This is a genomic window from Deltaproteobacteria bacterium (assembly GCA_011375175.1).
Taxonomy (GTDB): domain Bacteria; phylum Desulfobacterota; class GWC2-55-46; order GWC2-55-46; family DRME01; genus DRME01.
Window position 1 is genome coordinate 1 of the sequence record DRME01000035.1, and the last position, 7,172, is coordinate 7,172.

General features: G+C 60.3%; 6 protein-coding genes. All 6 read left to right on the forward strand.

What is annotated here, in order from left to right:
- Positions 1-93: 93 nt before the first annotated feature.
- Positions 94-1,230 (forward strand): glycosyltransferase family 1 protein, encoded by a 1,137-nt coding sequence (locus ENJ37_02410; protein ID HHL39336.1) that lies wholly within the window; start codon positions 94-96, stop codon positions 1,228-1,230.
- A 77-nt stretch (positions 1,231-1,307) separates the two neighbouring features.
- Positions 1,308-2,477, forward strand: a complete 1,170-nt coding sequence (locus tag ENJ37_02415; protein HHL39337.1) for a glycosyltransferase family 1 protein — start codon at positions 1,308-1,310, stop codon at positions 2,475-2,477.
- Positions 2,417-3,385: a hypothetical protein gene (locus ENJ37_02420; protein HHL39338.1), complete on the forward strand. Its 969-nt coding sequence runs from the start codon at positions 2,417-2,419 to the stop codon at positions 3,383-3,385. The genes ENJ37_02415 and ENJ37_02420 overlap by 61 nt, the downstream gene beginning before the upstream one ends.
- The gene (locus ENJ37_02425; GenBank protein ID HHL39339.1) at positions 3,382-4,542 is read left to right on the forward strand and encodes a UDP-N-acetylglucosamine 2-epimerase (non-hydrolyzing); all 1,161 of its coding nucleotides are present in this window, start codon (positions 3,382-3,384) and stop codon (positions 4,540-4,542) included. Before ENJ37_02420 ends, ENJ37_02425 begins: the two co-directional genes overlap by 4 nt.
- On the forward strand, positions 4,539-5,687 hold the full coding sequence (locus tag ENJ37_02430) for a glycosyltransferase (protein ID HHL39340.1): 1,149 nt from the start codon (positions 4,539-4,541) through the stop codon (positions 5,685-5,687). Before ENJ37_02425 ends, ENJ37_02430 begins: the two co-directional genes overlap by 4 nt.
- A 3-nt stretch (positions 5,688-5,690) precedes the next feature.
- Positions 5,691-6,842 (forward strand): hypothetical protein, encoded by a 1,152-nt coding sequence (locus ENJ37_02435; GenBank protein ID HHL39341.1) that lies wholly within the window; start codon positions 5,691-5,693, stop codon positions 6,840-6,842.
- Positions 6,843-7,172 lie beyond the last annotated feature (330 nt).

The following is a 7,172-nucleotide window of genomic DNA, read 5'->3' on the forward strand; positions in this document are numbered from 1 at the left end:
AGTCGCTCTACTCGGTAGACGGCTGATAAGCCTTGGGGTATAAATGAGCTTCAGCGGCTTTAAAGCCTGGAGAATACGGAAGGAGACAGGGCCATGCTCAAGCTTTTGGCTTTCACGATAGGCGATCCCTTTGACAAGAAGTCCTTTTCAGGCTCCAATTTCCAGCTGTTCTCCACCATGAACAAGCAAGATATACTCGCAGATGTCTTCAATACGGACTTGGAAGGCATTGAAAAGATTCTGTGTGCCCTGCCGTTCTTCTCTTTCAACAAGAAAAAGTGGCGCCAGCAGTACAATCTCAGCAGGAGCGCCTTTGACAGGCGCAGCCGTAAAGCTGAAGGCCTTATCAAGAGCTATCACGGCGACTTCAACAGCCTCTTTCAGATAGGGGCGACTTTCTCGCTGCCTGCCTACAGTGACAAGCCCTGTTTCTGCTTCTGTGATGGCAACATATACGCCTCTTATCATGGTGGTAAATATTCACATGCATCCTTGCTCTCCGGGAGAAGGTACGCAGAGGTATTCGAGAATGAAAAATCGGTATATGACAACTGCCATATCATATTCACCTTCGGCGAGTGGCTCGTCGAGTCTTTTGTCAAGGGCTTCGGTGTCCCCGAAGAAAAGGTCGTACCGGTCGGCGCAGGTATAAATCTGGAGAACCTTCCCGATATAAAAGAGCGGGAGTATGACATGAGAACCATACTCTTTATCGGGAAAGAGTTCGAGCGTAAAGGAGGCGAAACCGTTGTAGAGGCCTTTCGGACCGTCAGGAAAGAAGTCAAGGATGCGAGGCTTCTCTTGGTTGGGGCCGATATAGACATTGATGAGGAAGGAATAGAAGTTGTAGGTTTTGTCAACCCCAATAGTCCTGAGGGGATCAAGAAGCTGGCGGACTTTTATATGGCGGCGTCGGTCTTTGTCTTGCCGTCCTTTTATGAGCCTTTTGGTATTGTCTTCCTGGAAGCGATGCACTTCATGCTTCCCTGCATCGGCAGCACACGCTGTGCCATGCCGGAGATAATCGATGACGGACAGACCGGTTTCGTTGTGGAGGCAGGAGACCCTAAGGCTCTTGCTGAGAGGATTATCACCATTTTGAAAGACGAAAGCCTTGTGCGGGACTTCGGGATGGCCGGACAAGAGAAGCTGAGGAGTAAGTATACGTGGCACAATGTCGTTGAAAAGATAAAGGCAAGAGCCGGCGCGCTGGTTTCCAATGGTCGTTAATGGGGAAGAGGGTCGAGTCCAGAGATTGCAATGATGACTGCCATTATGGACAGATGTATGGACACATGGAGTTGTAAATGCGGATACTTTACCATCATCGCACGCAGGGAAGGGGTGTTGAGGGTGTCCATATACGTGAAATCATAAAGGGTCTCGAGAGACTGGGCCATGTGGTGGAGGTCCTCTCGCCTCCCGGTGTGACGGTGGGTGGCGCGGCCTCGCAGAGCGGCACGAAGTCGGGCCTTGTCAGGACCCTGAGCCGCAGTCTGCCCGAGATAGCCTTCGAGGCCATGGAGATGGCCTACAACTTCAACGCCGCAAGGCGCATGGCGTCCATGCTCTCGGCAGGGACATACGATCTCATCTTCGAGCGTTACGCCATATTCAACTGGTCGGGCGTCTCCAACGCCCGCCGTTTCGACGTGCCCATCATAATGGAGATCAACTACACGTCCTACACGCCCCTTGCCCGCAGGCGAAGCGCCCTGCTCAAACCCCTGGCCCACGCCCTGGACCGCCGCGTCCTGAGGAGAGCAGACGGCTTCACCGTCGTCTCCGGCTGGCTCAGAAGACACCTTATCGAGCTCGGCGTGGACGAGGATAGGATAATCCTTCTCACCAACGCAGCCGACCCCGATGTCTTCACCCCCGAGGTCCCGGGCGGGCCGGTGAGGGAGCGCCACGGTCTCGGCGGCTCGTTCGTCATAGGCTACGTCGGTGGCTTTTACAGGTGGCACGGCCTCGACTTCCTGCTCGACGTCTTCAAGCGCCTTCTCGACGACTGTCCCGAGGCGTCTCTGCTGCTCGTGGGAGACGGTCCCGAAAGAGAGGGGCTCAGGCGGCATGCCGAGCGGCTCGGAGTTGCGAACAGGGTGTGCTTCGCGGGCAACGTGCTCCATGACGACCTGCCGCCCTATATCGCGGCCTTCGACATAGCCGTGCTTCCCGACTCGAACGAGTACTGCTCGCCCATGAAGGTCTTCGAGTACATGTCCATGGCCAGGCCGGTGGTGGCCCCTGACCTGGAGAACCTGAGGGAGAGTTTCACGAGCGGCGTGGAGGGCTTGCTCTTCCGGCCCGGAAGCGACGCATCGCTGCTCGAGGCGCTGGAGACGCTCTACCGGGACAGGGAGCTTCGCCGGACAATGGGCGAGCGCGCCAGGAGACACGTGCTCACCGAACATACATGGCTCGGCAACTCGAGGAAGATAGTGGACCTCTACGAAAGGATAACCGCAGGGAGATGAAGATAACCCCACGTATTATGAACTGGATAGCGCGCAACAACAGTCTTGTTGTTGCAGGGGCGGTGACCTTCACCATGCCGGAGCGCTTCATGAAGGCCCTCTATGCAAACAACGCCGACAAGTCCTGGTTCGACGGCAGGGCCTGTATGACCGTCTCCTTCGACTGCGACTACCCGGAAGACGTGGAGGCCATACCGCCGCTTCTCAAGATGCTCGACAGATGGCCGTTCAAGACGAGTTTCGCCTGCGTGGGCCACTGGATAGAGAAATATCCCGACGAGCACAAGCAGATAGTCGATCACGGCCACGAGATAATAAACCACACGTACTCGCATCCCGACAACGAGCTGCTGAACCCGGGGCGCAAGTTCCGCTATATCTCCAAGGACGAGAAGAGAGAGGAGATAGAGCGCTGCCACGAGGTCTGCGCGCGCGTGCTCGGCTGCGAGCCCTCTGGCTGCCGCATCCCCCACTTCAAGAACCTCTTCACTCCGGAGATATACGGGATACTGGCGGAGCTCGGCTACGCCTACTCCTCGTCGACGTGGCTCACGAACACGACCTCCTTCGGCATGCCCTTCCGGGCGGACCACGGCATAATCGAGTTTCCCCTGAGCACCTGTCCCTCCCATCCGTTCACGGTCTTCGACACGTGGCACTCGCTCAACACGCCGCGGCTTCTGCACCGCATAAAGCACCGCGGGCCGGAGAGCTACATGGAGCTGTTCAGGACGCTCCTGGCCATGGGCAGGGCCACGGGCTCGTACCTCAACATCTATATCGATCCCCTCGATGTGAGGAAACTGAGCGGTTTCGAGGCGATGCTGGAGATGCTCGTCGACGACGACATCATGGTATGCACCTACGATGAGTATATCAAGAGGGCCTACAGGGTGATCGAGCGATGACGCGGCGCCCCTTGAGGATAGCGACCGTCTTCGGCACGAGGCCGGAGGCCGTGAAGCTCGCCCCCGTAATATGGGAGCTTCGCCGGAGCGAGGGCTTCGAGACCATGGTGACCGTCACGTCCCAGCACCGCGAGATGCTGGATCAGCCCCTCGAGATATTCGACATCGAGCCCGACCACGACCTCAACATCATGCGTCCCGGCCAGGACCTCTTCGACATAAGCGTGCGGGCCCTCGAGGGACTTGGACGGCTCTTCAAGGAGAACCGCCCGGACTGCGTGCTCGTCCAGGGGGACACGACGACGACTTTCATAGGGGCGCTTGCGGCCTTCTACCTGAAGATTCCGGTCGGACACGTCGAGGCGGGCCTCAGGACCGGCAACAGGTACTCGCCCTTCCCGGAGGAGATGAACAGGAAGATAACGACCTCCATAGCGACCCTCCATTTCGCCCCCACCGAGAGGGCGAGGGAGAACCTGCTGGCCGAGAACGTGGCGCCCGAGGATGTATACGTCACCGGCAACACGGCCATAGACGCCCTCCTGTGGCTCATAGACAAGAGGGAGTGCAACCTCGAAGAGGCGCTGGGACCGGAGGTCTCCGCGAGGACCGAGGGGAGGTTCATCCTCGTCACCACCCACCGCCGCGAGAGTTTCGGACGCCCCATGCGCAACACAATGGAGGCCGTGGCGGAGATCGCCTCCATGTTTCCCGACGTCTCCGTCATTTTTCCGGTCCACCTCAACCCCAACGTGAGGCGCGAGGCCTTCGCCCTGCTCAAGGATGTGGAGAACGTCTTTCTCCTCGAACCGCTGGACTACCATACCTTCGTGCACCTCATGAACCGATGCTCCGTCATACTCACCGACTCGGGCGGCATACAGGAGGAAGCGCCGTCGCTTGGCAAGCCGGTGCTCGTGCTGCGGGAGAACACGGAGCGGCCCGAGGGGGTGGAGGCCGGAACGGCCAGGCTCGTGGGCACGGACAAGGCCCTGATCGTCGATGAAGTAGCAAGGCTCCTCGGTGACGAGGACTATTACGCCTCCATGGCCGGGGCCCGAAACCCCTACGGCGACGGCAGGGCGGCCGGCAGGATAGTGAGCATACTGGCCGAGAGACTTTCGGCCCGGCAAACCGTGGGGAGTCGCCTTCGATGAAGATACTCTTTCCCTACATGGGCCGCTGGAAGGCCGTCAACTGGACGCGCTACCACTCGCTGCTAAACTGCATGGCCGAGATGGGCCACGAGATACTCATACTCCAGCCGCCGCCGCTGCGCTCCATGGAGACCAACTTCCAGGAGATTGACGTGGAGCTCCACCCCAACATTACGCTGCTGGACGTGGAGGTGAACCGCTTTTTCTGGGAGCGCGAGATGCCGCTGAACAAGCTCGTAAAGAAAGGTGTCTGCTCGCTCGCCTCCTTCCGCATGGCGAAGAGACTCGCCGCATCCGGCGGGTTCGACGCCGTGCTCCTCTACAACATCCCGCAGTACCCTTTTCTGCGTATCGAAAAGGGGGTAAAGATATTCGACTATGCCGACGACTACATGGAGATGCTCGCCCACGAGCTCGGCGCGCTCAGTAACCCCCTCCTGCTCGGGGCCGGCAGCCGGCTTCTCGACAGGATGGTGAGGGAGTCGGACATAGTGCTCGCCGTCTCCCACATGCTGGCCGCCAAGATCGACGGCAACGTCGAGGTCATCCCCAACGGCGTGGACCTGAAGAAGATCGAGGCCGGCCTGGAAAGGCTCGACCTGGGGCTTGCAAGACCGGTGGTCGGCTTCCTCGGTGCCTTCGAATACTTCATAGACTTCGACGTCATACTCGGCGCCGCATCGAGGCTGCCGCACTGTACGTTCCTGATGGTGGGGACGGGGCGCGAGTGGGAGCGGGTCTCGGCCGAGGTGCGGGGCCGGGGACTTGAGAACGTGGTCCTCACCGGCGGGGTGCCTCATGCAAAGGTCTTCTCCTACATCGACGCGATGGACATCTGCCTCAACGTCTTCAGGAAGATACCCATCTCGCACAACGCCTGTCCCATAAAGCTCTTCGAATACCTGGCCATGAAAAAGCCCGTAATCAGCACCAGGCTCGACGAGCTCCGCCACATAGACAGGGACTTCCTCTTTTACGCCGACAGCGCAGAGGAGCTCGCCGGGCGTGTCGAGGAGATACTGTCGGATCCGTCGCGGGCCTCTCTCCGCGCCGAGCGGGGCTACGCCGAGACGGCTGCCAACTTCACCTGGCAGGGTATCGCCGAAAGGCTTCTCTCCGTAATCGAGCGCGCCGCGGGGGGCTGAGAGGTGGAACTGGCCGCCGCTTTCTTGGTCCCCGCACTTCTCGGCTGCGCCGTCGTCTGCCTTCTTGCGAGGAGGAAGAATATCCACATCTGGGCCGTGCCCTACCTCAAGGGGCTGGCTGCGAAGAGGCCGCCCCGTGAGGGGCCGGTCCACGTCATGCTGGCCGTGGTGGACCACTACGAGCCCTACTGGAACGGCGCTTCGGCCTCCACGGCGCGACGCCGCGTGGAGAGGTGGGTCAGGGAGTATCCGGCCGTGGCCTCCCGCTTCGCGGACTCGGCGGGAAACCGGCCGAGGCATACCTGCTTCTATCCCGAGGAGGAGTATGACGGCGCCATAATGGACATGCTCGCCGGGCTCAGGGACGGGGGATTCGTGGATGTGGAGATACACCTCCACCACGACGGCGACAGCGCCGAGGAACTGCGTGAAAAGCTACTTCGTTTCAAGTCGACGCTCCATGAGCGCCACGGTCTCCTGCGGCGCGGCAACGACGGCGATCTCCTCTACGGCTTCATCCACGGCAACTGGGCGCTGTGCAACTCCAGACGCGACGGCAGGTGGTGCGGCGTCGACAACGAGCTCGTCGTCCTGCGGGAGACGGGCTGTTACGCCGACTTCACCCTGCCGTCGGCGCCGAGCGAGACACAGACATCGAAGATCAACAGCATCTACTACGCAAGGGACATTCCGGGAAGACCCAAGTCCCACGACCGCGGCGTGGACGTGGAGGCGGGGCTGGCCCCGTCGGGAGACCTCATGATAGTGCAGGGGCCGCTCACCCTCGACTGGCGGCGTCGCAAGTGGGGCCTTGCGCCGAGGATAGAGAACGGGGACCTGAGCTTCGACAACCCGCCCGCGCCGCGCAGGGCGCGGCTCTGGGTGGAGTGCAACATACATGTGAGGGGCAGGCCACGGTGGATATTCGTGAAGGTCCACACCCACGGCTGCCAGGAAGACAACATGGAGATGCTCCTCGATGGCGGCGGGCTCGCCTCCCTGTACCGGTGCATGGAGGATGGCTACAACGACGGCGAGCGGTTCAGGCTCCACTATGTGAGCGCCTGGGAGATGTACAACATCATAAAGGCGGCCGAGGCCGGCGAGGACGGCGACCCTTCGAGCCTGAGGACCTATCTGACGGAGCGCGGGTGACGTTCCGGCCGCCTTGCCGCGGTGCCGCGGAGCGCGGCCGGAACGCAGGGTATCTGCCTTCTACTGTACGTCCAGGAGGAGGGGGGCGTTGGGCACGGTCTTGGTGCAGATGTCGGCGGGACAGGGATTGCCGAGGTATTCCCAGATATAGGAGGTGAGGGTTATGGGACCTCCGTAAAGACCCGTTCCGGGCGCGCAGAAGCCCCTCTTCGTGTCGTTTGTGGGAGGATAGGCCCCGAGCGGCGGAACGTTGGAGGCCGAAAAGTCTTTTTTAATCTGGTCTTCGTAGGGCCACGGCCAGAGCGGAACGTTTGTAAGCTGGTCATAGCC